The organism is Buchnera aphidicola (Takecallis taiwana), assembly GCF_039355125.1.
GTDB lineage: Bacteria > Pseudomonadota > Gammaproteobacteria > Enterobacterales > Enterobacteriaceae > Buchnera_L > Buchnera_L aphidicola_AG.
Genome location: NZ_CP134979.1, coordinates 97,904 through 123,870 on the forward strand (window position 1 = coordinate 97,904; position 25,967 = coordinate 123,870).

The 25,967-nt window shown below is 26.1% G+C and carries 19 protein-coding genes; 9 read left to right on the top strand and 10 right to left on the bottom strand.

Annotated elements, in window-relative coordinates; all coding sequences use genetic code 11:
- Positions 1–62: 62 nt before the first annotated feature.
- Both glyS and glyQ read right to left on the bottom strand, forming a co-directional pair.
- Positions 63–2,135, bottom strand: a complete 2,073-nt coding sequence (gene glyS, locus RJT54_RS00475) for a glycine--tRNA ligase subunit beta (protein ID WP_343128274.1) — start codon at positions 2,133–2,135, stop codon at positions 63–65.
- Positions 2,125–3,051, bottom strand: coding sequence for a glycine--tRNA ligase subunit alpha (gene glyQ, locus RJT54_RS00480; RefSeq protein WP_343128275.1), 927 nt, complete (start codon positions 3,049–3,051; stop codon positions 2,125–2,127). The genes glyS and glyQ overlap by 11 nt, the downstream gene beginning before the upstream one ends.
- Positions 3,052–3,274: 223 nt before the next feature.
- Between glyQ and rplY the strand changes: the two genes are divergently transcribed.
- Positions 3,275–3,562, top strand: coding sequence for a 50S ribosomal protein L25 (rplY, locus tag RJT54_RS00485; protein WP_343128276.1), 288 nt, complete (start codon positions 3,275–3,277; stop codon positions 3,560–3,562).
- A 176-nt stretch (positions 3,563–3,738) separates the two neighbouring features.
- Here rplY and RJT54_RS00490 read toward each other — a convergent pair whose 3' ends face one another.
- A complete protein-coding gene (locus RJT54_RS00490; protein WP_343128277.1) occupies positions 3,739–4,392 on the bottom strand; it encodes a DedA family protein in 654 nt (217 codons plus the stop codon).
- 154 nt (positions 4,393–4,546) lie between these two features.
- Here RJT54_RS00490 and rsmA point away from each other — a divergent pair, with 154 nt between their 5' ends.
- Entirely contained in the window at positions 4,547–5,362 is an 816-nt protein-coding gene (gene rsmA / locus RJT54_RS00495; RefSeq protein ID WP_343128278.1) for a 16S rRNA (adenine(1518)-N(6)/adenine(1519)-N(6))-dimethyltransferase RsmA, read from the top strand.
- A gap of 337 nt (positions 5,363–5,699) precedes the next feature.
- On the opposite strand, the gene carB is transcribed toward rsmA, so the two are convergent.
- From carB to ileS, 5 genes are all read right to left on the bottom strand, one after another.
- Positions 5,700–8,921 carry a carbamoyl-phosphate synthase large subunit gene (gene carB, locus RJT54_RS00500; RefSeq protein WP_343128279.1) on the bottom strand — a complete coding sequence of 1,074 codons (3,222 nt, stop codon included), beginning with the start codon at positions 8,919–8,921 and terminating at the stop codon, positions 5,700–5,702.
- Position 8,922: 1 nt separating this feature from the next.
- Positions 8,923–10,083 carry a glutamine-hydrolyzing carbamoyl-phosphate synthase small subunit gene (carA, locus tag RJT54_RS00505; RefSeq protein WP_343128280.1) on the bottom strand — a complete coding sequence of 387 codons (1,161 nt, stop codon included), beginning with the start codon at positions 10,081–10,083 and terminating at the stop codon, positions 8,923–8,925.
- A gap of 110 nt (positions 10,084–10,193) precedes the next feature.
- Positions 10,194–10,985, bottom strand: coding sequence for a 4-hydroxy-tetrahydrodipicolinate reductase (gene dapB, locus RJT54_RS00510; protein ID WP_343128281.1), 792 nt, complete (start codon positions 10,983–10,985; stop codon positions 10,194–10,196).
- A gap of 123 nt (positions 10,986–11,108) precedes the next feature.
- Entirely contained in the window at positions 11,109–11,531 is a 423-nt protein-coding gene (gene lspA / locus RJT54_RS02135; RefSeq protein WP_428994174.1) for a signal peptidase II, read from the bottom strand.
- Between the two features lie 20 nt (positions 11,532–11,551).
- Positions 11,552–14,368, bottom strand: a complete 2,817-nt coding sequence (ileS, locus tag RJT54_RS00515; protein ID WP_343128282.1) for an isoleucine--tRNA ligase — start codon at positions 14,366–14,368, stop codon at positions 11,552–11,554.
- Between the two features lie 183 nt (positions 14,369–14,551).
- On the opposite strand from ileS, the gene rpsT reads away from it, so the two are divergent.
- Complete coding sequence (rpsT, locus tag RJT54_RS00520) at positions 14,552–14,818, top strand: 30S ribosomal protein S20 (RefSeq protein WP_343128283.1); 267 nt, start codon at positions 14,552–14,554, stop codon at positions 14,816–14,818.
- A 91-nt stretch (positions 14,819–14,909) separates the two neighbouring features.
- Here rpsT and dnaJ read toward each other — a convergent pair whose 3' ends face one another.
- Both dnaJ and dnaK read right to left on the bottom strand, forming a co-directional pair.
- A complete protein-coding gene (gene dnaJ / locus RJT54_RS00525) occupies positions 14,910–16,052 on the bottom strand; it encodes a molecular chaperone DnaJ (protein ID WP_343128367.1) in 1,143 nt (380 codons plus the stop codon).
- Positions 16,053–16,142: 90 nt separating this feature from the next.
- Positions 16,143–18,056: a molecular chaperone DnaK gene (gene dnaK / locus RJT54_RS00530; RefSeq protein ID WP_343128284.1), complete on the bottom strand. Its 1,914-nt coding sequence runs from the start codon at positions 18,054–18,056 to the stop codon at positions 16,143–16,145.
- A 413-nt stretch (positions 18,057–18,469) separates the two neighbouring features.
- Between dnaK and ndhC the strand changes: the two genes are divergently transcribed.
- The 6 genes from ndhC (at position 18,470) to nuoG (ending at position 25,960) form a co-directional block, all read left to right on the top strand.
- Positions 18,470–18,784, top strand: a complete 315-nt coding sequence (gene ndhC / locus RJT54_RS00535) for an NADH-quinone oxidoreductase subunit A (protein WP_343128285.1) — start codon at positions 18,470–18,472, stop codon at positions 18,782–18,784.
- A gap of 40 nt (positions 18,785–18,824) precedes the next feature.
- Entirely contained in the window at positions 18,825–19,496 is a 672-nt protein-coding gene (locus RJT54_RS00540; protein ID WP_343128286.1) for a NuoB/complex I 20 kDa subunit family protein, read from the top strand.
- A gap of 100 nt (positions 19,497–19,596) precedes the next feature.
- The gene (nuoC, locus tag RJT54_RS00545) at positions 19,597–21,336 is read left to right on the top strand and encodes an NADH-quinone oxidoreductase subunit C/D (protein ID WP_343128287.1); all 1,740 of its coding nucleotides are present in this window, start codon (positions 19,597–19,599) and stop codon (positions 21,334–21,336) included.
- A gap of 30 nt (positions 21,337–21,366) precedes the next feature.
- A complete protein-coding gene (gene nuoE / locus RJT54_RS00550) occupies positions 21,367–21,849 on the top strand; it encodes an NADH-quinone oxidoreductase subunit NuoE (RefSeq protein WP_343128288.1) in 483 nt (160 codons plus the stop codon).
- Positions 21,846–23,183 carry an NADH-quinone oxidoreductase subunit NuoF gene (gene nuoF / locus RJT54_RS00555; RefSeq protein WP_343128289.1) on the top strand — a complete coding sequence of 446 codons (1,338 nt, stop codon included), beginning with the start codon at positions 21,846–21,848 and terminating at the stop codon, positions 23,181–23,183. Before nuoE ends, nuoF begins: the two co-directional genes overlap by 4 nt.
- 68 nt (positions 23,184–23,251) lie before the next feature.
- Positions 23,252–25,960, top strand: a complete 2,709-nt coding sequence (gene nuoG, locus RJT54_RS00560; protein WP_343128290.1) for an NADH-quinone oxidoreductase subunit NuoG — start codon at positions 23,252–23,254, stop codon at positions 25,958–25,960.
- Positions 25,961–25,967: the final 7 nt, after the last annotated feature.

Below are 25,967 nucleotides of genomic sequence, written 5' to 3' on the forward strand. Positions count from 1 at the left end.
ATGATACTTATATAGGTTGACTTGATAATGATTATTATATTTTTATATAAATAATATTATATTTATAACTCTTTAAAGTCAGCGAACATTAAAAATAGTTTTTGAATGTTGAATAATAATATTATACGATTTTGTTTAATATTTTCTGCAGCATGTTTAATGGAATTTTGATTTAAAAAATCATTTATAGGTTTAATACATTTAGTAAGTAATATAAAGTATTGATCATATTTTTTTTTTTTAATTAGCATATATGATTTACAAGTCATATTATTAATTTTGATAAATATTGTTTTTTCTAATTCATTTTGAAATAATTGATAATTTATAATATAATGTTTATTATAATTTAGATTTATTGATTGTAATAAATTTGTAATTCTTTTATATGTAGTAATTAAATTTTGTAATAAGATATTTTTTTTAAATTTTGATATTATTTGTAAGATAATATTCATATTTAATAAATTTTTTTTATGACATGAAATTACGGCTTTGATAATATTACTATGATATTTTTTTTGATACCATACATATAGTCGTTTTATTATAAACGACATAATAATATCTATTTTGTTTTCTTGGGTTTTTAAATCACAATATGTGGATGCTGCATATTGAATTGTTGCATATAAATCAATATCAATATTTTTTTCTATTATGATACGTATAACCCCGATTGTTAATCTTCTTAAAAAGAAAGGATCTTTATCTTTTGTTGGTATTTGATTAATTAAAAATAAACCTACTATAGTATCAATTTTTTCTGTTAAAGCTAAAGTACAACTTAAAGTTGTAGAGGGTAATGTATCGTTAGAAAATTTTGGATAATATTGTTCTTTTATAGATAAAGCAATATGTTTCGATTCACCTTGTTGGAATGCAGCATACATACCAATAATTCCTTTTAATTCTGGAAATTCATATACCATATTAGTATTTAAATCACATTTCGATAAATATGCTGCACGTATGCTATCATTCAGGTTAGTTTGAGTATATTGTGAAATATATTTCATTAATTGTATTAATCGTTTTGATTTATCAAATATTGTACCTAAATTTTCATAAAAAATAATATTTTTTAATAATACAAAATGGTCTTGTAATTTTATTTGATTATCTTTTTCTAAAAAGAATTGTACATCAAATAATCTTGCATGTAACACATTTGTATTTCCTGATATAATATTATAATTATTTTTAGAATTACTGTTTGCAATAATAATAAAGTAATTTGTTAATCTGATATTATTTTTATAGTATATAGGAATAAATTTATGTATTTTTTCCATAATGTATATCATAATTTCTTGTGGTATTTGTAAGAAATTTCTTTTATATTTACCTAATAGAATATTTGGCCATTCTACTAAACCAGTAATTTCATCTAATAATATATTACAAATTTGAATTTTACCGTTTATTGTATTAGCCAGTTTTTGGCTTTGGTATTTAATTTTTTTTTTTCGTATAATAAATTTTGAAATTACTTTGCCTTTTTGGTATAATAGGTTTTCGTATTCTTTAGCATGTTGAATGTTAATTTTATTAAATTTATTAAATATATTTCCGTATAAATATTTTTTTGAAGATAAGTGATGTAACTGAAATGGTATTAATGTTTTATTTAATAAAAGAATAATATTTCTAATTGGTCTAATAAATTTTATATTATCGTTATTCCAAGACATAGATTTTGGAGTGTGGATATTTTGTATTATTATATTAACTATGTTAATTAAAATATTTTGTATTGGTATTGTTTCTGTATTATATTGATAACATAACCACGATCCTTTATCAGTATGTATATTTTTTGTTTGTTTTAATGTAATATTAAATTTTTTTAACCATTTTAATGCTGCATGTGTTAGTAAACCTTGAGAGTTAAAGGCATATTTTATAGCTGGTCCACGACATTGTATAGTATTAATTATAGGTTTAGCGTTTAATTTTTTAATTATTAACGCAATTCTTCTGGGAGATTCAAACATAATAATTTTAGAAAAAAGTATATTATATTTTTTTAGTTCGTTGTTACAAACAATATAGCATTGATGAGCTATTTTTCTAATTTGTTGTGATGGTATTTCTTCAATGTTTAATTCTAATAAAAATGTTTTATAGTTCATGTGATGTCATTTTACCGTTTAATAACGGGAATCCTTGTTTTTTTCTATCTTGATATTGTGCTTTAGCAATTTTGGTTGATATATTACGGATATTTAAAATATATTTTTGCCTTTCGATATTGGAAATAAGTTTTCGTGCGTCTAGTAAATTAAAATTATGAGTTGCATATAAGATATGTTCGTAAGCCGGTATTATTAATGGTTTTTTTAAGGATATTAAGCGTTCTGATTCTTTAAGGTGTGTATTAAATAAAGTTATTAAAATATTGCCATTTGAAATTTCAAAATTATATTTTGATTGTTCATATTCATTCTTTTGAAATAATTCACTATAATAAATTTTACAATGTTGATTTTGATCCCATAGTATATTATATACATCATTTACATTTTGAACATGCATAGCTATTCTTTCTATACCATATGTAATTTCTGTTGTTACTGGTTTGCATATTAATGAACCCATTTTTTGAAAATATGTAAATTGTGTAATTTCCATACCGTTGAGCCATACTTCCCATCCCATTCCCCATGCACCTAATGTTGGATTTTCCCAATTATCTTCAATAAAACGTATATCATTTAATTGCATATCTATATTAATAGATTCTAAGGATTGTAAGTATAATGTTTGGATATTATCTGGGGCGGGTTTCATAACAACTTGAAATTGATAATATTGTTGTAATCTATTTGGGTTATTACCGTATCTTCCATCCGTTGGTCGACGTGAATGTTGTAAATATGCTATATTTAATGGTTCTGGACCAATAGATTTTAAAAATGTATACTGATGAAATGTTCCAGCACCAACTGGAATATCTGTTTGTTGTGCAATAATACAACCTTGTTGTGACCAAAATTTTTGTAATTTCAAAATTAATTTGTAACAACTGATATTATTTTTGATTTTCATATAAAGTAATTTTTATTATTTAATATATAGTATTATGTTATATATATAAAATCAATGTTATATAATTGTATAATGTATAATATTACATATATTTACAAAATATAGTGATTTTTTTTTTGTATATCATGTATATTAATTATGTAAATTATTTTTAATATACCATATCAATTTTTTAAAAATTTTTCATCTTATTCATTTTTTCAATATATGATACAGGTAAAATATGATTATAATATATGGCGAAGAACGTATTCACACCGGAAAAAGCGCTAGTAGGAGATTAAGAAAAAATAATAATCAAATTCCAAGCATCATTTATGGTCCCAAAAAACCGATATTACATATATCATTAGATCATAATACAGTTTTTCATTTACAGCAAAATAATAATTTTAATAATTGTCTTTTAACGATTAAAATTGCACATAAATCATATGTAGTCTCTGTACATGCTGTACAAAGACATTGTTTTAAAAAAAAAATATTACATATTGATTTTTTATATCAATAGATTTTTATTAAATATATTTATTGTCGGTACGTAATTATTTATTTTTTTATAGTTGGTATTTTTATGATGATTTATATTTTAATTTTCGTACCGATATAATTATTATATTAATATATTACATGTATGTTTCATAAATTTTTATGCAATATATTATTAATAATAATGTATTATATTGATTATTTAATTATTTTTTTAATTATTTTTTGTAATATTTGGTATATTTTTTTATTTTTATAAAGTATCCATATTATGAATATTATAAATATTGTAATTAGGATGCTTGGAAATAATAACCGTGTCGATAAAAATTTTTTTGTATAGTTTGGATGTTTAATAATAATACCTGTAAATATTCCAGGCATGAAATATAATATTGGCCATATAATACAACTTATTAGACTTGGTAACATGAATTTTTTAATCGGAATTTCTACCATACCCGACATCATAGGAATTAATGGTCTAGTTGGACCAATTAATTTTCCAAATAGTATAGTAGTCATACTATATGTGTTGAGTATTTTTTTTATTTTATTAAATAAAGTAATATTTTTTTGAAAAATACTAATTGTATATATCCACTTCTTAAATTTCCATCCAATATAATAAGATAAATAATCACCAATAGAACATGTAATAATACTAGCAATCCATGCAGTGTAAAGTGATAATTTACCACTACCAATTAGTGTACCAATTGTTGTCATTAATACAATACCCGGTAATACTAAACCTAATAATGCTACAGATTCTAGAAATGTGACTATAATAACTAAAAGTAAAGGATGTGATGAAAACTGTGTCAACAAAGATGATAACCAAGCTTTCATAGTGTCTCATTTTCTGTTTATGAATTAAATTTTGTTTTATCTGTTTATTATATTTTTTTAAAAACAAAAAGTATTTTTATATTATTCTTATTTTAACATATTTTATATAATAACATATTATGTAATATTTTCAAATTGGTATTTAAATTAATACATGTATAAAAATTTATTTAATAAATATATTCCTAAAAAATATTTAGGACAGCATTTTCTAAAAGATAAAAATATAGTAGATAAAATTATTACTTTTATTTACCCTAAAAAACAAGATATATTAGTTGAAATTGGTTCAGGGTTGGGAGCATTAACAAAACCAGTATGTAATTTCATTGATCATTTAGTGGTTATTGAAGTAGATTATGATTTATTATTATCTTTAAGAAAGTATAGTTTTTATAATAAATTAACATTGGTCAATAAAAATGTTATGCATGTTGATTTTAAAAAATTGTCTATTCAAAAAAAAAATATGTTACGTATTTTTGGTAATATTCCGTATAATATTTCAATACAGTTAATTTTATATTTAATACAATTTCGTCAATATATATTTGATATGAATTTTATGGTGCAAAAAGAAGTAGCAGATCGTTTGATTGCTTGCCCTGGTAATAAAAAATATGGCAGATTAAGTGTAATTGCTCAATCTTATTATACTATTGAAATTGCATTTAATATTACACCTCATGCTTTTTATCCCCAACCTAAAGTACATTCCAGTTTTATTAAAATTAAACCGAAATTTCCTGCGTTATATCCATGGCGTAAAATTCATATTTTAGAAAAAATCACGTGTTTAGCTTTTCAAAAAAGAAGAAAAATTCTGAAAAATAGTTTACTAAATATTATTGATACAAATAATCTTATGAAATTAAATATTAATCCTAATGTACGTGCGGAAAATATATCAGTACAAGAATATTGCAAAATTGCAAATTTTTTATTTAAATCAAAATATTTTATTACGTAATTTACATATCGTTAATTAATCATGTGAATTCCATAATATACTGATTTTAAATTAGTTATATTCATTATGGCACTTAGTATGTATGAAGTAAGGATCTTAGAAAGATATAAGATTTAAGATCTGCGACTTGAGTTGATAATATATTTTTTATATATGTAACTATAATAATATATGTGAGGTTTATTTTTGTAGAATCAAGCTTGTTTTTTCTGTAATGTAATATAAATTATATAAATTATCATTGTGTACTATTTGTTATGTATATAAAAATTTATTATTGTAATTTTTTATATATTATATTTATTATAAAAAAGTATTTCGTATGTATTAATAATAATTATATATTTTGATTTAAGTCTTGTAATTTAATAATTTCTTTATACGGATTATGTTTTAATGATAGTATTGTAGCAAACGCTGCGTTAATTGTGGTATCATAGTTAATATTGTATATTAAAGCTAATGATCTCATATGTGTCAATTGTGTATTTTTTATACTGTCATCTGTTGTATCGATAATATATGAATATTCATTATTTTTTAAGTGGTCTTGAATATTTGGACGGCCTTCATTAATTTTATTCACAATTCTAGTTTGTATGCCAGATTTTTGTAAAAAATTGTTTATTTCTACTGTTGTATCAATCTTAAATCCTGATTGAATTAACATAATAGCTAAATTCAGGACGTATTTTTTATCTGATTTTTTTATTGATAGTAAAACTCGATTTATTGTTTTTATATTTGTATGTGATGCTAATTTCGCTTTTGAAAAAGCATAATGAAATGTTTTTCCAATACCCATAACTTCACCGGTAGAACGCATTTCTGGTCCTAGTATTGGATCAACTCCTGAGAATTTATTAAATGGTAAAACAGCTTCTTTCACAGAAAAATGAGATAATTTGATTTGGGTATTATGATATTTTTGTTGTTTTAAAGTTTTTCCAATCATAACTTTAGCTGCAATTTTTGCTAATGGTATACCTGTGGCTTTAGATACAAATGGTATGGTGCGTGATGCTCGGGGGTTTACTTCTAAAATATATATTATATTATTTTTAATGGCCATTTGTACATTCATTAATCCTTTTACTGATAAGGCAAATGCTAGTTTCGTAACTTGATTTTTTATTTTATCTAAAGTACATTTTTGTAATGTATATGTTGGTAGTGAGCATGATGAATCTCCAGAATGAATACCTGCTTGCTCAATGTGCTCCATAATACCTCCAATTAATACATGATTTGTATCACAAATAATATCAATATCGATTTCTGTAGCGTTTTCTAAATAATGATCCAATAATATTGGATTTTGTAAAGACGGCATTAAGATAGTTTCAAAATATTTTTTTAAGTCTTGTTCATGGTAGACAATTTTCATAGATCTGCCACCTAATACGTAAGATGGTCGAACCATAATTGGATACTGAATAATATTGCTTGTTTCTATACCTTGTTGTACATTATAAATGGTAGCATTTTTTGGTTGCTCTAATTTTAATTGAGATACAATTTTTTGAAATTGATGTCTATCTTCTGCTTGATCAATATTGTTTGGATTTGTTCCAATAATCGGAACATGAAATTTTTGCAGTTGTTTTGCTAATTTTAAAGGCGTTTGCCCGCCATATTGTATAATAACGCCCAACGGATTTTCTATACGTACGATTTCTAATATATTTTCTAATGTAACAGATTCAAAATATAATCTATCAGATATGTCATAGTCTGTCGATACTGTTTCTGGATTACAATTTATCATAATAGTTTCGTAGCCTTCTTCACGTAAGGCTTGTGAAGCATGTACACAACAATAATCAAATTCTATACCTTGTCCAATACGATTTGGCCCCCCGCCTAAAATAATGATTTTTTTAGTAGATTTATTTGGCTTCGATTCACATTCTGAACCCCATGTGGAATACATATATGCTGTTTCTGTATGAAATTCTGCAGCGCAAGTATCAATTCTCTTATATACAGGGTGTAAATTTAAATTATAACGTATTGCTCGAATATCTTCTTCTGATGTTTTCATTAGTACTGCAATTCTTGAATCTGAAAAACCTTTTTTCTTTATTTTTTTTAAAAAATCATAATTTATATCATAAATTTTTTTGGTTTTAATAGTTTTTTCAGTTTGGATAATATCCTGGATTTGTATTAAAAACCAGGGATCAATAGATGTTAATTCTTGTATATCTTTTACAGACATATCCATTCTAAATGCATCACCAATATACCATAATCTTTCTGATCCGGGATTTTTTAGTTCATATTTGATTTTTTCTATATTTTGAATATTTTTAATTTTTATTTTTGAATTAAAACCATTAGCATCAATTTCTAAGCCTTGCATAGCTTTTTGTAAGGATGCTTGAAATGTAGTACCTATTGCCATGATTTCACCAACAGACTTCATTTGTGTTGTTAAACGGTCATTACAACCCGTAAATTTTTCAAAATTAAATCTCGGTATTTTTGTAACTACATAGTCTATTGTTGGTTCAAACGACGCTGGGATTTTAGAATGCATAATATCATTTTTTAATTCATCTAAAGTATACCCAACTGCAAGTTTTGCTGCAATTTTAGCAATTGGAAAACCAGTTGCTTTAGAAGCAAGTGCTGACGATCGTGAGACTCTTGGATTCATTTCAATAATTAACATGCGTCCATTTTTTGGGTTAATAGCAAATTGTACGTTTGAACCTCCTGTTTCTACACCAATTTCTTCTAAAATTTTTATTGATGCATTACGCATATTTTGGTATTCTTTATCAGTTAAAGTTTGCGCCGGGGCCACTGTAATTGAATCACCGGTATGTATTCCCATAGGATCAAGGTTTTCAATGCTACATACGATAATACAATTATTATTTCGATCACGTACTACTTCCATTTCATATTCTTTCCAACCTAATAATGATTCATCAATTAATATTTCTTTTGTTGGCGATAATTGAAAACCATATTTACACATTTTTTGAAATTCTTCAGCGTTGTATGCAATACCCCCCCCAGTACCACCCATTGTAAAAGATGGACGAATAATACAAGGAAATCCAATTATTTTTGATACTTGTAATGCATCGTCAAGATTATTAACAATTTCGCATTTAGCTGTTTTTAATCCTATTTTTTCAATGGATTTTTTAAATAAGTTTCTATCTTCTGATTTTTTAATAGAGTTAATACTTGCACCGATAAGCTTGATATTATAGTCTGATAATATATTTTTTTCATATAATTGTAGTGTACAATTTAATGCTACTTGTCCGCCCATTGTTGGTAATATTGCATCTGGTTTTTCTTTTTGGATAATTTTTTTGATAACTTTCCAATGTATAGGTTCGATATATGTAGCATCAGCTATATCTGGATCGGTCATAATAGTGGCTGGATTTGAATTGATTAATATAATTTTATAACCCTCTGATTTTAATGCTTTACATGCTTGGGTTCCTGAATAATCAAATTCACAAGCTTGTCCAATGATAATGGGACCTGCCCCAATAATTAAAATTGATTTAATATCAGTACGTTTTGGCATGTTAGTTCCTATATTGTTTTTTTTTATAATGTTTTATATTTTTTATAAATCGATTAAATAGTTCTTCTGCGTCGTGGGGTCCTGGATTTGCTTCTGGATGTCCTTGAAAACCGAACGCATATTTTTGGACAATTGTAATTCCTTGTATTGTATCATCAAATAAAGATTGGTGTGTAATTTTAATATTTTTTGGTAAATTATTTTTATCAATTGTAAAATTGTGATTTTGTGTTGTAATCATAACTTTTTTTGTTGTTATGTTTTGTACGGGATGATTGCTACCATGATGTCCAAATCTCATTTTTATAATATTTGCTTTATTTGCTATTGCAAGTAATTGATGTCCTAAACAAATTCCAAATATTGGAATCATAGTTGATAATAATATTTTAATATTACTAATAATATTAGTACATAATCTAGGATCTCCAGGCCCATTTGATAAAAGAATTCCATCAGGATTTAATGATATTACTTGTTCAGCGGGTGTTTCTGCTGGTATTACAGTAACATGACACCCATGATCAACAAGACAATTTAATATATTTTTTTTAACACCAAAATCATATACAATAACGTGAAATGGTGAGTGTTTTATTTGATTTGTGAAAATATTATGAATTTTATTTGTTCCGACAGTCCACTTATAAATATTTTTTGTACTAATTTTTTGTACTATATCTAATATAGGATTTTTGATGGCATTTTTAATGTATTTATGAGCAATATTAATATTTGTATATGCATCGCTTAATATACAACCATATTGAGTACCTGTATTTCTGATAATTTTAGTTAGCTTTCTTGTATCAATATTCATAATACCAATAATATTATTTATTCTTAAATATTTTGATAAAGTCATTTTGCTTTGATAATTACTACTAATTAAAGATAGATTATGTATAATAATTCCTTTAACTTGGATTCGATTTGATTCATTATCAATATTATTGATTCCGGTATTACCTATATGTGGATATGTGAATGTAATGATTTGATTGTTATAGGACGGATCTGTTAATATTTCTTGATAACCTGTCATAGAAGTATTAAATACGATTTCACCTACGGTCATTCCTTTTATACCAATTGATACACCCTTAAATAATGTTCCATCTTCTAAAGCTAAAAATGCAGATTCTCTCAATTTTTGCTCCAATATAATAAAATTTTATTTTTAACGATTTATAGTCTTTTATAATATATAAATTCGATATTTTTAAATCATAAATGATAATATTTAAATATTATATATATTAAAATTTGGTATCATATATTTAAAACATGCATCATATTAAATAATCCTGCAGTTTTATTTGTAACCCAAATTGCTGCTTGTATTGCTCCTTCTGAGAAGGTATTTCTGTTACTTGCTTGGTGAGATAAAGTAATTTTTTCTCCTGGGCCTAAAAACATTACTTTGTGTTCACCAATAACGTCACCACCTCGAATAATTGAAAAACCAATTTTTTTTCTTTCTCTTATATTGGAGATTTGTTTTTTTCGATATGTTGCATATGTTTTTAGATTCCAATTTTTAGTTTTAGCAATAATATCTCCCATACTAAGGGCAGTTCCTGAAGGAGAGTCTAATTTATTCCTGTGGTGTGCTTCAATAATTTCAATATCATAAGTATCATTCAAAGTGCGTGCTGTTTTTTTTAATAATTGAAAAATTAGATTGATACCAATACTAAAATTGGATGAAAGTACAATTCCTATTTTTTTTGAAAATTTTTTAATTATAGTATGTTCTTCTTCAGTAAATCCTGTTGTTCCAATAACAATATTTTTTTTATTTTTATAACAAAAATGTAAATTTTGTAATGTATTTTTTGGAGTACTAAAATCTATCAATACGTCAAAATCTTGTATAGCTTGTTCTATATTTGTATGAATAAGTATTTTTTTTTGTTCGTTTGTAAATATATTTACTATTTTTTTTTTTACAATCGCGCATGTTAAAGTGATATCTTGATATTGTTGTATTGTTTGGATTAAGTTGGATCCCATACGTCCATATGCACCAGTGATCGCAATTCGGATATTGTGTTTATTCATATTGTATATACTTGTTCAATAAATGAAATAGTGTATATGATTAAAGAAAATTTGTATTTAAAATTGTATTTCTTAATTTCAAAAATTTTGTTATTTTAATATATCAAATTTATATTATGATAATTATTTTTTAAATTGCTCAAATATTTGAAAATTACATAATATTGTGACTATACCTATGATAATTATTAAATCAGCGAAATTAAAAATTATAATACTGTAATTATTAATTTTAATATCTATAAAATCAATTATAAAACCGTAATATAAACGATTAATTATATTACTAATTCCGCCGCTAAATATAAATATGTATGCAATGTTATTAGTATAAGTTAGTTTTTTGAAATAAATATAAATGAATATTAAAAATAGTACCATAAATATATAGTATAGCTTTTCATAATATACATCAAATATATTAAATGCTATTCCATAATTTTGAACATATAGTATATGTATTACAGAAAATATTGGTTTACTTTCATTAGGTTTTATATTATGTATAATGTAATATTTGCTATAAAGATCTGTTAGTAATATCATAAAAATTAGTATAATATTTATTATAAAAATTTACGAATTTCTCCTTTTTGATAAATGTTTTTATTACATCTATTACAAATATTTTTATCGTGATTATCTATATTAATTTTATTAAAAAAATTCCAACAACGTGGGCATTTTGTACCTAAATATTTATGAATTAATAGTTTCATTTTTGGAATTAGATCGCTTTTATAAGCGTTATGTGGAGCAGCTTGATATTCTAAAATTGTTGTTTTTGAAACTAAAAACATGAATTTTAATTCTTTTCTTAATATTTTTAGTATATTATATATACTATCATTTGTATATATAGTAACTGTTGTTTCTAGTGATGTATTTATTTCTTTTAGATTTTTTTTGTTTTCTAATATTTTATTTATTTCGGTTTTAATTTTGTATAAAAGATTCCACGATTCTTGAGTGATTAATGTATTGCTTTGATTGTTATTATCAATTTCAAACCAATTTTTAATAAAAATAGTATTTGTATGATTAATATTTGGGATATTTTCCCAAATTTCATGTGCTGTAAATGGTATAATTGGAGTAATCCAACGTACTAAAGATTGTATAATATAATATATTGCTGTTTGACAACTTCTTCTTGATAGGCTATTCTTGTGTGTTGTATATTGTCTATCTTTAATAATATCGAGGTAAAATGACCCTAATTTTATTGAACAAAATGTGATAATTTCTTTTACTATCTTATGAAACTTGTACTTTTGATATAGTATGATGATTTTATGTTGTAAATGTTGTGTTTGTTCAATGATCCATTGATCTAAAAGGATCATGTTCTTAAAATTCACTTTATTTTTTTGATAGTGAAAATCATACAAATTTCCTAATAGGAATCTGCTTGTATTTCTAATTCTTCGATAATTTTCTGATATTTGGTTTAAGACATCTTTTGAGATTGAAATATCATGGACATAATTTATTGATGCTATCCATAATCTTAATATATCAGCTCCAAATACTTTAATAATTTCATTTGGAGTAATGATATTTCCAGTAGATTTAGACATTTTTTGCCCAGATTGATCTATTGCGAAACCGTGTGTTAATACCTTTTGATAAGGTGCTGATTGGTGTAAAATTGTTGAAATTATTAAAGAGGACATAAACCACCCTCGGTATTGATCTGATCCTTCTACATACATATTAATATAATCATTATTAGCTAATGTTTTATAAATATTTAAATTATATATACAACCAGATTCAAACCAAACATCTAAGACATCTGTAGATTTTTTATATTCGTTATAATTTATACCTAAAAGTTTTTTTTTATCTAATTTCCACCATATTTCTGATCCTTGTAATTGTATCATTGTTTGTATTTTTTTCATAATTTGTATAGTTTCAGGATGTAATTCTCCTGTTTTTTTATGTGTAAAAAGTGGAATTGGTACTCCCCAAGCACGTTGTCTTGAGATACACCAATCTGGTCGTTTTTTTAACATAGAATACATTTTTTTGTAACCCCATTTTGGTATCCACTGTACTTTTTTAATAATTTCTATTGCGTTTTTTTGTAGTTCTGTATTTTGAATTTTGATAAACCATTGCTTTGTGACTCGATATAGTATTGGTGTTTTATGTCTCCAACAATGAGGATATGTATGTTTTATAGTATGATTATGAAATAATTTATTATGCATTTTAATAACATCAATGATAATATTATTACTTGTAAAAATATGTTTTTTATCTAATTCTGGATGTATATTTTCTATATATAATCCTTTTTCATTGATGACATTAGCTAATTCAATATTATATTTTTGGCTAATTAAATAATCATCTTCTCCATGATCTGGAGCGATATGTACTGCCCCTGTTCCTATGTCTATTGTAACATGTCTAGATAAGATAATTGGGATTGTAAAATTTAAAAATGGATGTTGAAAATGTATATTTTCTAATTCTTTCCCAAGTATTGTTTGGATAACATGCCATTTTTTTATATTCATATTTTGCATGATATTAGGAACTAATGCTTTAGCTATAATAATATATTGGTGTTCAAAATGAATTAATTGGTATTTAAAGTCTGGATGTACCGCAATTGCTCGATTTGCTGGTAAACTCCATGGCGTAGTTGTCCAAATTATAATATTGATTTTGTTAATTTCATGACATGATATAAATATTTGTTTTAAATTACTATGATATAATATTTTAAATTTAACAATTATTGCTGTTGCTATTTGATTATAATATTCAACTTCTGCATCTGCTAGTGCTGATTGGCATTGTATACACCAGTGGACAGGTTTTAATCCGCGATATATATATTTTTTTTTAATAATTTTTCTTAATATATTGAGTACATTAGATTCTAATATTTTATTTGTCGTTAATTGGGGATTATCCCAATCGCTAAAAACACCTAATCTAACAAAATCTATTTTTTGTTTTTTTACTTGTTTTGTAGCATATTTATAACACATATTACGAAATTCTGTTGTTTTTATAGTATTTTTTAAAATACCAATTTTATTTTCAATTTTATGTTCGATAGGTAAACCATGACAATCCCAAAATGGGATATATGGTGCATCAAATCCTGATAGTGTTTTTGATTTAATAATAATATCTTTTAAAATTTTATTAATAGCATGACCGATATGAATGTTACCGTTTGCATAAGGTGGTCCATCATGTAATAAAAATTTTTTTTTATCTTTATTATATTTTCTGATAATTTGATATATGTTGTCTTTTTGCCATGTTTTTAATATTTCAGGTTCTTTTTGTGTTAAATTACCTTTCATTGGAAAGGTTGTTTTTGGTAAATTTAAAGTATTTTTATATAATTTCATTTATTTCTCATATTTTTGTAAAGATATTTTTAATTATTTTTTTGAAATGATTTTAGGTAAATAAATAATATTGTGTTATGGTATTTATATTTAGATGATTTTTTTATTGTTAATTATGTTGATTGTATTAATCATGATATTATAATATAATTAAAATTATTATATAGAAATTAGGAGTATCCATTGTCTAATATTAAATCTTCTCAAAAACATGCTATTCAATCCAAAAAATTTAATAAAATTAATTCTATACGAAAGACTATATTACGTAGATTAATTAAGAAATTTTTAGATTCTATTATACAAAAAAATAAAATTGTTGCACATACAATATGGTCAAAATTGCAGTCTAATTTAGATAAATTTGCTCAAAAAGGTTTGATTCATAAAAATAAAGCCGCTCGATATAAGTCTAGATTTCATTTAAAAATTAAAAGTTTAGTTGAATGATTTTGGTTTAATAATATTATATAGTTTTTTTTAGTAGTACTGCTTCATATATTATGATTTTTATGAAACATGAAGCAATACTAACAATTATTCATCTTGTTAAATCATCAAAAAATTTTTTTACTCCTTCAAAGAATTTTTTTGATTTTGGATTATTACTTGCTATATTATGTTTATTGAGGCTAGTATTAAGTTGTTGCAATAGTTGTTTTTGTTGTTCGTTTAAGTTTACAGGTGTTTCGATCATTACACGACATAATAAATCTCCTGTTTGGTATGTTCTAAGAGAATTAACACCTTTATTTCTAATTCGGAATAATTTACCTGATTGTGTTTCAGGAGGAATTTTAATTTTTATTGTTCCGTTTAAGGTTGGAACATCTATATTTCCGCCTAATGCTGCCATACAAAAATTAATTGGAATTTCACAATATAAATCATTACCTTTTCGTTGAAAAATAGGGTGTTTTTTTACAAAAATTTTAATATATAAATCACCTGAAGTACCGTTATTTTTACCTGCTTCGCCTTCGTTATTTAATTTAATTTTATCGTTATTATCAACCCCTGGAGGAATTTTAACTAATATTTTTTTTTGTTGTTTTATACGACCTGTACCCTGACAATGTAAACATGGATTAGAAATGATTTTACCCTGTCCTTGACAAGTTGAGCAAGTTTGTTGTACGGAAAAAAATCCTTGTCGCATGTGTATTTGGCCACTACCGTTACAGGTTTGGCATGTATTGATTTTTTCTCCAAAACGTGATCCACTTCCATGGCAAGAGTTACATTTTTGGAGCGTAGCAATTAATATTTCTTTATTAATTCCTTTCACTGCTTCTTCTAAATTTAATTCCATATTATATTGTAAATCTGATCCTCTTTGGGATTGGCTAGATTTATTATTAAAAATATCGCCAAATACATCACCAAAAATATCACTAAAATCAGTATTATTTGAAAAATTTGGATCAAAAGAAGAATAATTTGAGTAATTTCCACCTTTATTAAAGGCAGAGTGTCCGTGTTGATCATATGTAGCTCGTTTTTGAGGATCGATTAAGATTTCATATGCCTCTTTAATTTCTTTAAATTTTTTTTCTGCGTTTTTATTTCCCTGATTACGGTCTGGGTGGTATTTCATAGCTAATTTTTTATATGATTTTTTAATTTCTTGGTCATTTGCTGATTTTGAAATTCCTAAAATTGTATAATAATCTTGTTTTGTCATACGCATATTCCTGAATAGCACTAAATCTAATAACGGACGTAAATATATTTTTATACGTCCGTATGAAATAATATATTTTATATTTAATATTTATTTTTTTGGTTCTTTTACTTCTTCATATTCTGCATCAACAACATTATCATCTTTTTTATGTGTTTCTTGATTGGTAGTTTTTGGTTGAGTCTGTGCTTGTTTTTGTGCTAATTCTATTAATTTAGAAGATTTTTTGATTAATTCTTGTATTGCATTTTCTATATTAGTTTTATTGTCTGTTTTTATGATTTTTTCTAATTCATCAATTTGGTTTTGTATATCTTTATGCTCAGTAGTACTTAATTGGTTTTTTACTTCTTCTAATTGTTTTTTAGTACTGTGTATAATTTGATCGCCTTGATTCTTAATTTTAATTAATTCTTCAAATTGTCGGTCAGATTCAGCATTAACTTCCGCGTCTGAAATCATTTTCTTAATTTCTTCTTCATTTAATCCAGAAGATGCTTGAATAGTGATTTTTTGCTCTTTTCCTGTTTTTTTATCTTTAGCAGAAACATGTAATATACCATCTGCATCAATATCAAATGTTACTTCAATTTGTGGTATACCTCGAGGAGCAGGTTGTATACCATCCAAGTTGAACTGTCCTAAAGATTTATTATCAGTTGATTTTTTTCTTTCTCCTTGTAGTACATGTATAGTTACTGCAGATTGATTATCTTCTGCTGTTGAAAAAACTTGACTGTGTTTAGTTGGAATAGTAGTATTTTTTGTAATTAATGGTGTCATGATACTACCCATAGTTTCAATACCTAAAGACAATGGGGTAACGTCTAATAATAATACATCTTTAACATCACCAGATAAGACACCGCCTTGTACTGCAGCTCCAATAGCTACTGCTTCATCTGGATTAACATCTTGTCTTGGTTTTTTACCGAAGAAATTACCTACTTTTTCTTGTACTAAAGGCATTCTTGTTTGTCCGCCTACTAAAATTACATCATGAATATCTGATATAGATAGTTTTGCATCTTTTAAAGCAGTTTGAAGAGGTTGAATTGATTTGATAATTAAGTCTTCTACTAATGACTCTAATTTTGATCGAGTAATTTGAATGTTGAGATGTTTGGGACCATTTGCATCAGCAGTAATATAAGGTAAATTAACATCGCTTTGCTGTGCAGATGATAATTCAATTTTAGTTTTCTCTGCAGCTTCTTTTAATCTTTGCATAGCAAGTGGATCATTTCTTAAATCTATATTTTGATCTTTTTTAAATTCTTCTACTAAATAATTAATTAATCTATTATCAAAATCTTCACCACCTAAATGGGTGTCTCCGTTTGTTGCTAATACTTCAAATGTTTTTTCTTGATCAACGTTATCAATTTCAATAATTGAAATATCAAATGTTCCCCCTCCTAAATCATATACAGCAACTGTTTTATTACCTGTGCTTTTATCTAAACCATATGCTAAAGCTGCAGCAGTCGGTTCATTAATAATACGTTTTACTTCTAATCCTGCAATTTTACCTGCATCTTTTGTTGCTTGTCTTTGCGCATCATTAAAATATGCTGGTACAGTAATAACAGCTTCTGTAATTCTTTCTCCTAAATAATTTTCTGCTGTTTTTTTCATTTTCTTAAGTACTTCAGCGGAAATTTGAGGAGGTGCGATGTGTTTGTTATCTATATTAATCCAAGCATCGCCATTTGCAGAATTTACAATTTGATATGGCATGATTTTAATATCTTTTTGTACTTCTTGATCTGTAAATTTTCTACCGATTAAACGTTTTATTGCAAATAAAGTATTTTTTGGATTAGTAATAGCTTGTCTTTTTGCTGGTTGCCCAACTAATATTTCTCCATTTTTTGTATATGCAATGACGGATGGTGTTGTTCGATCGCCTTCAGCATTTTCCAAAACTTTAGCTTGTTTACCATCAATAATTGCAATACAAGAATTTGTTGTACCTAAATCTATTCCTATGATTTTTCCCATTAGTTATAGTTTCCTTATTGGTTATTATTTTAATAAAAATTTATTTATAGTTTTTAATTTATAATTAAAATGTGATATATGTTAACCTTATAAATAATAAATTAATACTGACCTATAAAATAATAAATATGGTCTATTTATATTTCATCAAGTATTTTTTAAAATATTTATAAAATTTTTATATTATTTATAGTTAAGTTTATGATTGTTTATGATGTTATATTAATATGTTGTATTGACTATTATTATATGATATTTTTTAATATTTAACATATAGTATATTTATTACCAATAATCATTATATACTATATTAAATTCATTGAAATAATTATGATAAGGATATTACAATATTGTTTATAGAAATATATAATTTTATTTTTTTTATTATCTCTGCTTTTATAATATGTGGTTTGATGTTATTGGGTGGTTGGGTTTTAGGTCCTCGTAGTATTTCCAGAAATAAGAATATTCCATTTGAATCAGGAATTTCTGCATATGGTAGTACAAGTTTACGATGGGTTATTAAATTTTATTTATTAGCAGTTTTTTTTGTTATTTTTGATGTTGAGACATTATATTTATATACATGGATTATAAATGTTCAAGAGATTGGTTGGTGTGGTTTTATTGAAATATTAATGTTTGTTGTAATATTACTATTAACATTATTTTATCTTGTTAAAGAAAATATATTTTCTTGGACACCGAAAATAAAAAAAATTTTTTGATAAATTTACATATTATGCAATTATATAGATTGGTGATATTATGAAATACACATTAACAAAAGTACATACGAATAGTAATGAAAACTATCCTTGTCAAACACAAGAAATTGTAGACGATCCTTTAAAAAACAAGATTAAAAATAATATATTTACTGGACTATTAGAACATTTACTACATAAGTTAGTAAATTGGAGTCGAAAAAACTCTTTATGGCCGTATAATTTTGGATTATCTTGCTGCTATGTAGAAATGGTTACTGCTTTTACCGCAGTTCATGATGTTGCTCGATTTGGTGCAGAAGTACTTCGTGCATCGCCTAGACAGTCTGATGTAATGATTATTTCGGGAACACCATTTATTAAAATGGTTCCTGTAATACAAAGATTATATGATCAAATGTTACAGCCAAAGTGGGTTATTTCTATGGGTTCGTGCGCTAATTCAGGCGGTATGTATGATATTTATTCAGTTGTACAAGGTGTAGATAAATTTCTGCCTGTTGATGTATATATTCCCGGATGTCCACCTAGACCCGAAGCTTATATACAGGGATTAATGTTATTGCAAGAGTCAATATCTAAAGAACGTCGCCCATTATCTTGGATTGTAGGTGAGCAAGGTGTATATCGTGCTAATATGCAGTCTGAAAAATATAAAAAGCATATTGATCGAAAAAAAGTGTTTGAATTACGTATTCCAGAAGATGTTTAGTACAGTATGCTTGTATCATACATATAATACTTACTATAATGATCTATTTTTTATATAAAAATTTTTATTTTTTTAAATATCAATACCGAGTTATTGTTATATGAATACTGTATTTCAAGAATTATGTAATGATTTTCCGGATAATAAATTTTTTATACAAAATACATTAATTAATGCTCCAGTTATTTGGGTGGAATGTCATATTATATATCAAGTTATATTTTTTTTGAAACAACATGCTTTTAAATATAATATGTTATTTGATTTGCATGGTATAGACGAACGCTTTCGTTTGCATAAACAAAATATACCACATTCAGATTTTTCAGTATTTTATCATTTAATTTCTATTCATAAAAATACTGATGTATTAATTAAAGTGCCTTTACTAAAGAATAAATTACATGTACCAACAATAACAAAAATTTTTCCAAATGCTAATTGGTATGAACGAGAAACATGGGAAATGTTTGGTATTGTTTTTGATAAACACCCAAACTTAACAAGAATTATTATGCCAAAAACATGGTCCGGATTTCCTTTGAGAAAGGATTATCCCGCACGAGCAACTGAATGTAGCCCATTTTTTTTAAATCAATTAAAAGAAGATTTGGCTATGCAAGATTTATGTTTTAATCCCCGGGATTGGGGTATGTCTACAAATCGCCCCCATTCAGATTTTATGTTTTTAAATCTTGGACCGAATCATCCTTCTGCTCATGGAGCATTTCGTATTATTCTACAATTAGATGGTGAAGAAATTGTAGATTGTATGCCAGATATTGGATATCACCATCGTGGTGCAGAAAAAATGGCTGAACGTCAATCATGGCATAGTTATATTCCATATACGGATCGTGTTGAATATTTAGGGGGTTGTGTAAATGAAATGCCGTATATATTAGCAGTAGAAAAATTAGCAGGTATTACTGTGCCGGAAAGAGTAAAGATAATTCGTGTTATGTTATCCGAATTATTTCGTATTAATAGTCATTTGTTATATATTTCAACTTTTATTCAAGATGTGGGTGCAATGACTCCTGTTTTTTTAGCTTTTACGGATCGACAAAAAATATATGATTTAATTGAAGCAATCACCGGAGCAAGAATGCATCCAGCATGGTTTCGAATTGGTGGTTTAGCGCACGATTTACCTCGTGGTTGGAATAAATTATTATTTAATTTTTTAAAATGGATGCCAAAACGATTAGATGAATATATACAATCTGCTTTAAAAAACAGTATTTTAATTCAACGTACGAAAGGTATTGCATGTTATAATAAACAAGACGCGATAAATTGGGGTGTGACTGGATCTGGTTTACGTGCGACAGGAATTGATTTTGATATTAGAAAAAAAAGACCGTATTCAGGTTATGAAAATTTTGAATTTGATATTCCTATTGGTCATGGTATAAGTGATTGTTATACTAGAGTTATATTAAAAATGGAAGAAATTAAACAAAGTTTAAGAATTTTACAACAATGTTTAAATAATATGCCTGAAGGATCATTTAAAGCTGATCATCCATTAACTACTCCTCCGGATAAGAAGCATACACTCTATAATATTGAAAGTATGATTACGCATTTTTTGCAAGTATCCTGGGGTCCGGTCATTCCTGCTAATGAAAGTATGCAAATGATTGAAGCAACAAAAGGTATTAATAGTTATTATTTAGTTAGTGATGGTAATACTATGAGTTACCGTACTAGAATTCGTACTCCGAGTTTTCCTCATTTACAACAAATTCCATATGTTATTCGTGGTCATTTAATATCAGACTTAATTGTGTACTTAGGTAGTATTGACTTTGTTATGTCTGATGTTGATCGATAATGTATTGAATTACTGATTTTATTAAAAAATATGAATATATTACATAATAAATTAAATCATATCGAGTTACGTGCTATTCAATCAGAAAAAAAACATTATGAAGATGTAAAAGCTGTATCTATTGAAGCGTTAAAGATTGTACAAAGATCAAGAGGATGGATATCTGATGAGTTAATGCGAGAAATTGCAGAAGTTTTATGTATTTCTGTTAGTCAACTTGAAGAAATAGCAACTTTTTATAGTCAAATATACCGAAAACCAGTAGGTCGTCATGTGATTAAATTTTGTGATAGTGTTGTCTGTTATATGTTAGGTTGTGAACATATACAATCTACTTTAGAAACAATATTAAACATTAAAATTGGTCAAACTACTGTAAATAATAGATTTACTATATTACCGATTTCATGTTTAGGTAATTGTGATAAAGCACCTGTAATCATGATTAATGATGCAACATATAGTAATGTTAATACTATTGATATACCAATTTTATTAGAGAAATATAAATGATAACTATTTTAAGAAAACCAGAAACACATCCTTTGACATGGCGTTTAGATGATGTACATAAGTCTCCAATTTGGATTAGTGAATATTGTAAAAAAAACGGATATTCTGCTTTAAAATCTATTCTAAAGGACATGAATCCTAAAGATGTTATTAATTTGATTATAGATTCTGAATTAAAGGGTAGAGGAGGTGCTGGTTTTTCTACTGGTTTAAAATGGAGTTTAATGCCAAAAAAAATAAATAATCAACCGAGGTATCTATTATGTAATGCTGATGAAATGGAACCGGGTACTTATAAAGATAGATTATTATTAGAAAAAATACCTCATCAGTTATTGGAAGGAATTATTATTGCTGGTTTTGCAATAGAAGCTTCTATAGCATATATTTTTTTAAGAGGTGAATATATAAATGCAGCGCAGAATATAAAAAGAGCTCTTACAGAAGCAAAAAATATGGGATATTTAGGAAAGAATATTTTAGGAACAAACTTTAATTTTAATATTATTTTACATACTGGTGCTGGAAGATATATTTGCGGGGAAGAAACAGCATTAATTAATTCTTTAGAAGGAAATCGAGCTAATCCACGAATTAAGCCACCATTTCCAGCTACCGTTGGATTATGGGGTAAACCCACATGTGTCAATAATGTTGAAACATTATCTAATGTACCTGCTATTGTTTTATATGGAGCACATTGGTATAAGAGTATATCTTGCTGTAGTAACGATCGAGGAACAAAATTAATGGGTTTTTCGGGAAGAGTGAATAATCCTGGTATATGGGAAGTCCCTTTTGGAATATCTGCGAGAGAGTTATTAGAAGATTATGCACAAGGTATGCAAGCAGGATTTCAATTAAAAGCATGGCAACCGGGTGGTGCTGGAACAGATTTTTTAACTGTAAGAGATTTAGATGTAAAAATGGATTTTCAAAATATTACAAAAGCTGGTAGTCGATTTGGTACTGGAATGGCAATGGTAGTTGATCATACTATTAATATGGTTTCTTTGGTATTAAATTTGGAACGTTTTTTTTCTCGTGAATCTTGTGGTTTATGTACACCGTGTCGTGAAGGTTTGCCGTGGATTGTAAAACTGTTAACGTCATTTAAGAATGGTTCTGCTACAATGTCTGATTTTAATATTTTAGAAGATTTATGTTTTCAACTCGGTCCTGGAAAAACGCTTTGTGCACATGCCCCAGGTGCAATTGGACCATTAAATAGCGCAATGAAATTATTTCGGTCAGAGTTTAAATCATGTATTAATACTAATGATAAAATTAATAATATGAATTTAAAAAAAAATACATTTGAATTAAATTTATAATATCAAATTTAATACATTTATCTGTATTTTTAAGATAGAATTTTATATGACGATGGAAATTAATAATTATGGCCATTATTTATATTAATAACATACAATATGATGTAAGTTTATCAAATAATTTATTACAAACCTGTTTATCATTAAAGATAGATATACCATATTTTTGTTGGCATGTTGAGTTAGGTAGTGTGGGTGTATGTAGATTATGTGCAGTTAAGCAATTTCATGATATACATGATGTATCCGGTAAAATTATTATGTCATGTATGACACCTATATCAAATAATATGATTATTTCAACTAATGATATCGAAGTATCAAAATTTCGTAAAGGTATTATAGAATTATTATTAGTTAATCACCCTCATGATTGCCCGATTTGTGAAGAAGGCGGTAACTGTCATTTACAAGATATGACGGTATTAACTGGTCATAACGCACGACGTTATACATTTCCTAAACGAATACATCGAAATCAATATTTAGGTGATTTTATACAACATAATATGAATCGGTGTATTGGTTGTTATCGATGTGTACGATATTATAAGGATTATGCAGGCGGTACTGATTTTGGAGTATATGGTATTAGTAATAATATTTATTTTGGTAGATTTGAGGATGGTGCTTTAGAAAGTGAGCATTCCGGTAATTTAATTGAAGTATGCCCGACTGGGGTTTTTACAGATAAATTATCTGGTACATCCTATAATCGTAAATGGGATTTACAATACGCACCAAGTTTGTGTCAACATTGTAGTATAGGTTGTAATATTATTATTGGAGAAAAATATGGTATTTTAAGTAAAATAGAAAATCGGTATCATAAGCAGATTAATCGTCATTTTTTATGTGATTTAGGTCGTTTTGGTTATCGTTACATTAATTTTAGAAAGCGTTTTCAACATCCCGTGTCTTATAATGATAATAAAGATATTATTTTAAATGAAGAAAATGCAATTATATTAGCAGCGAATATATTGAAAAATGCAAATGGTATTATTGGAGTTGGATCGATTCGATCTAGTTTAGAAAGTAATTTTGCATTAAGAACGTTAGTTGGTAAAAATAATTTTTCTAGTGGTATGATTGAAAATGATCATCAATGTGTAAAGTTAATTATTGATATTTTACAAAACAGTGGTATATACACACCAACTTTGTTAGAAGTGGAAGAGTATGATCTTGTTTTTATTATAGGGGAAGATATCACGCAAAATGCTCCAAGATTAAGTTTAGCAATTCGTCAATTACATAAAAAAAATCAACGAGATAATAATATTAAACATAGTATACCTGAATGGCATAGTACCGCTATGTTAAATATTACTAATAAAAATAAATGTATTTATATTTTACATACGCATGAAATGAATTTAGATGATATTTCAGCACTACAATATCATGATTCCATACGAAATCAAGAAATATTGTTAGATTCTCTTATAAATAAAATTAATAATAAATCTAGTATATATACAAATACAGCACCTGGGATGACTGAATACATTTCATGTATTTATCATGCATTAATATCTTGTAAAAAACCCCTGATTATTTCTGGCTTACATTCCGGTAGCATCAATTTAATTAAATTAGCAACCAATCTTTCAAAAAGTTTACAATCTGTAAATAAAGATGTTGGTTTAATATTATTAACCTCTTCTGCGAATAGTATTGGTGTTGGTTTGTTATCGGGGATGTCTATTACAACCGCTTTTAAAAAGATTGTGGATAATAAAATTGATACTTTAGTAATTTTAGAAAATGACTTATATCGCCATAGTATAAAAAAAAAACTTGATTTTATTATAAAAAAAGTAAAAAATATACTTGTTTTTGACCATTTAACTACTGTTCTTACTAAAAAAAGTACTTTGTTTTTTCCAATTACTAATTTTGTTGAAAGTTCCGGAACCATTATTAATTATGAAGGTAGAGCACAAAGATTCTTTTATGCTTGTAAGCCGAAAATTTACGATACGAACACTTCTATTTTAGAAGCTTGGGAATGGATATATAAAATATATTATAAAATTCATAACAAAAATAATATTAATATTACATTAGATGATGTTATTGAGAAATATATTCATGATGTTCCCATACTGAAAGTGATAAAACATGTTGCACCAAACGCACAGTATAAAATATTAGGTCAAAAAATTGCAAGATCTCCTCATCGGTTAAGTAGTAGAACTGCAATATTTTCTGAATTTAATGTTCATGAACCAGCACAAAAAGATGATCTGAATACTATGTTTTCATTTTCTATGGAGGGTAAACAACAACCAAATACAGAGATTGAATATATACCATTTGTTTGGTCTCCTGGATGGAATTCTATACAAGCATGGAATAAATATATATTTGATAAAAATGATTATAGTTCTGGTATTCGAATGTTTCATAATAACATAATTAAAAAAGAATATTTTTTTCATAATATTAATATTACAGATGATAATAGTAAAGTCTGGACAATTATACCGTATTACGTTTTGTTTGGTAGTGAAGAATTAAGTCAACATTCCGATATTGTGAGAAATAAATTATCGATTGTGTATGCTTTATTACATGAAAAATATAAAAATAAATTTTTGTTAAGCGTAGATGGTATGATTCAATTTGAATGTTTAGGAGAAGTTTTTCAATTATCTATGAAATTTTCCTCGAAAATACCATTAAAAACACTGGGTTTACCTTTAGGTTTTCCAAAGATACCCCGTATTTTATTAGGTTGTACAGTAAAAAATATAAGAGGTGTAACATAAATATTAT

What these genes read in the sequence shown, in the direction of transcription:
- RJT54_RS00490 (WP_343128277.1), bottom strand. Translation starts at nt 4,392, where the DNA reads ATGAAAGCTTGGTTATCATCTTTGTTGACACAGTTTTCATCACATCCT.
- nuoG (WP_343128290.1), top strand. Translation starts at nt 23,252, where the DNA reads ATGGCCATTATTTATATTAATAACATACAATATGATGTAAGTTTATCA.
- glyQ (WP_343128275.1), bottom strand. Translation starts at nt 3,051, where the DNA reads ATGAAAATCAAAAATAATATCAGTTGTTACAAATTAATTTTGAAATTA.
- glyS (WP_343128274.1), bottom strand. Translation starts at nt 2,135, where the DNA reads ATGAACTATAAAACATTTTTATTAGAATTAAACATTGAAGAAATACCA.
- rplY (WP_343128276.1), top strand. Translation starts at nt 3,275, where the DNA reads ATGATTATAATATATGGCGAAGAACGTATTCACACCGGAAAAAGCGCT.
- dapB (WP_343128281.1), bottom strand. Translation starts at nt 10,985, where the DNA reads ATGAATAAACACAATATCCGAATTGCGATCACTGGTGCATATGGACGT.
- carB (WP_343128279.1), bottom strand. Translation starts at nt 8,921, where the DNA reads ATGCCAAAACGTACTGATATTAAATCAATTTTAATTATTGGGGCAGGT.
- ndhC (WP_343128285.1), top strand. Translation starts at nt 18,470, where the DNA reads ATGTTATTGGGTGGTTGGGTTTTAGGTCCTCGTAGTATTTCCAGAAAT.
- ileS (WP_343128282.1), bottom strand. Translation starts at nt 14,368, where the DNA reads ATGAAATTATATAAAAATACTTTAAATTTACCAAAAACAACCTTTCCA.
- dnaJ (WP_343128367.1), bottom strand. Translation starts at nt 16,052, where the DNA reads ATGACAAAACAAGATTATTATACAATTTTAGGAATTTCAAAATCAGCA.
- lspA (WP_428994174.1), bottom strand. Translation starts at nt 11,531, where the DNA reads ATGATATTACTAACAGATCTTTATAGCAAATATTACATTATACATAAT.
- rsmA (WP_343128278.1), top strand. Translation starts at nt 4,547, where the DNA reads ATGTATAAAAATTTATTTAATAAATATATTCCTAAAAAATATTTAGGA.
- nuoE (WP_343128288.1), top strand. Translation starts at nt 21,367, where the DNA reads ATGAATATATTACATAATAAATTAAATCATATCGAGTTACGTGCTATT.
- nuoF (WP_343128289.1), top strand. Translation starts at nt 21,846, where the DNA reads ATGATAACTATTTTAAGAAAACCAGAAACACATCCTTTGACATGGCGT.
- dnaK (WP_343128284.1), bottom strand. Translation starts at nt 18,056, where the DNA reads ATGGGAAAAATCATAGGAATAGATTTAGGTACAACAAATTCTTGTATT.
- nuoC (WP_343128287.1), top strand. Translation starts at nt 19,597, where the DNA reads ATGAATACTGTATTTCAAGAATTATGTAATGATTTTCCGGATAATAAA.
- RJT54_RS00540 (WP_343128286.1), top strand. Translation starts at nt 18,825, where the DNA reads ATGAAATACACATTAACAAAAGTACATACGAATAGTAATGAAAACTAT.